Below are 2,191 nucleotides of genomic sequence, written 5' to 3'. Positions count from 1 at the left end.
CGGCGCGGGGAGCGAAGCTGACGGGTGAGGCGGACCGGGTGTCTCCGGCGAGCCATACATGAGCAGAACCTGTCAAAGTCGGATGGCTGGGGACTTCCGCCCCTTGGCTAGTCCGGCGAGCGTGTTCGTCACGGAGAGGGTAACCGAACCGATGTTAGAAGCCCTGGTAGAACATGGACCTCACCAAATCGGAAGTGGGTGGGGCGACCGCAAGGTCGGTGGAGTGCCGATCCGCCCTGAGACGACGCGGATCAGGGGCGCGCGAATGATCGCACGTCAAGTCTTGGCCCAGCCTGCGGTGGCCAAGACTCGGAATCCACACGGGGTAGAGTCGGCTCCTACAACGGACGAGGGGTCATTGTGTGAACCTGGGAACCTCGCTGCGACTTCTCCGACTCCCAAGTCGAAGATGATCGAGACGACCGATGAACGTCGTCGCGAGGGACGGAGTCTCCGTAGTAGTCCGAGGGCGGGAAAGCCGTCCACATGGCAAAGGGAGACAGTGAGTACAGCAAGCCGGCAGGAGGTGGGTACATGAAGCCCGGCGCGGTGAATACCGCGTTTGTCCTCGACATGCAGCGCAAGCTGTATAGGTGGAGCAACGCGGCTCCCGAAAAGGAGTTCGCGGATTTGTTCAATCTGGTGTGTGATCGCCGCACTCTCGGCCATGCTTGGCAGAGGCTCGCCCGCAACACGGGTAGCCAAACGCCGGGGACGGACGGGATGACGCGGCACAAGATCGAACAGCGGCCCGGTGGGGTAGCACAATTTCTCGAGGAAATCCGTGAGGACCTGCGCGCGGGAATCTATAAGCCCGAGTTTGTCCGCCAACGGTTGATTCCGAAGGCGGGCAAGCCGGGACGATTCCGTCCCCTCGGCATCCCGACGCTGAAAGATCGACTGGTGCAAATGGCCCTGAAACTCGTTCTGGAGCCCATCTTCGAAGCGGACTTCTATCCGACTTCGTTTGGGTTCCGACGTGGGCGGAGCACTCACGATGCGCTCGCGGTGGTGCAGAAACATCTGCATCCGACGAATCACGGACCATCACCGGTCCGCTTCGTCGTCGAAGGCGATATCAAAGGCTGCTTCGATGCCATTGACCACCACCTCCTGATGGAGCGCATTCGTCGGCGCATAGGAGACCGCAAGGTCCTGCGCTTGATCCTTGCGTTCCTGAAAGCAGGCGTTCTGGTCGAAGGCACAGTCCGCCATCCTGTTACAGGCACGCCGCAAGGCGGTGTCCTGTCGCCGCTCCTCGCGAACGTCTATCTGACGTCCCTCGACGAGCGATACGGAAGGTGGACACCACGACCTCGCGAGCGGTTGCAGAATGCCGCCGACCGGCGGCACTTTGACCGCAAACGGGGACGCCCGACATTCCAGATCGTACGCTATGCGGACGACTTCGTTATACTGGTCACGGGCACAACGAACGACGCCATGGCCGAGCGCAACAAACTTGCGGCGTTCCTCATGAAAGAACTCCGCATGGAGCTATCTCTTGAGAAAACCTTGATCACGGGCGTCGAGGATGGGTTCGACTTCCTCGGCTATCGCATTATCCAGACGAAGGCGCTCCGTACCGGTCGCCGTGTCGGAAATCTGTACATACCGAAAGGGAAAGTGCAGAGACTGCGAGACGCGATCAAGGTTCGGATCACGACCTATCCCACAGGAGAGTCGTTGACCCAGCTCATTCGAGAGCTCAACCCGATCATCCTTGGTTGGCGGACCTACTACCGCCACGCCACGGGAGCCTCACGCGAGTTCAGCAAGCTGGACTGGTGGTTGTCGAACCGGGTGTTGCGCTGGCTGCGCAAGAAGCATCGCAAAGCGGCGTGGCGGACGCTGCGTCGCTACCGTGTATCCAGCGAAACAAACGAGCGTAAACTTGTCTGGGGCGAGGGACACGCGCGACTTCGCAGCTTCGCCACGGGCGGCACCATGCCGTATCCATGGCGAGGCATCATGATCACGAACGGCTGGGATGATGCGCCTGAACCGCGAGGCCGCCCGCATGTGGCAGCATCGTGGAACGCGCTCAACCGGCTCACCGGACTGACGACACTCGCGACGTAAGTCGCGCATGGAGAGCCGGATGCCGGGAAACTGGCACGTCCGGTTCGGCGAGAGGCGTGCAGAAACCGACCGCTGCGAGGCGGCACGGCGCTGCGCGCCTACTCTACCT

General features: G+C 61.4%; 1 protein-coding gene. It reads left to right on the top strand.

Annotated features, from left to right (window positions below; all coding sequences use genetic code 11):
* Positions 1 to 534 precede the first annotated feature (534 nt).
* Complete coding sequence (ltrA, locus tag XH80_RS03005) at positions 535 to 2,082, top strand: group II intron reverse transcriptase/maturase (protein ID WP_271597271.1); 1,548 nt, start codon at positions 535 to 537, stop codon at positions 2,080 to 2,082.
* Positions 2,083 to 2,191 lie beyond the last annotated feature (109 nt).

This window comes from Bradyrhizobium sp. CCBAU 45384, assembly GCF_028128665.1.
In the GTDB taxonomy this organism is placed as follows: domain Bacteria; phylum Pseudomonadota; class Alphaproteobacteria; order Rhizobiales; family Xanthobacteraceae; genus Bradyrhizobium; species Bradyrhizobium manausense.
This window is presented reverse-complemented; position numbering and strand designations above follow the sequence as displayed.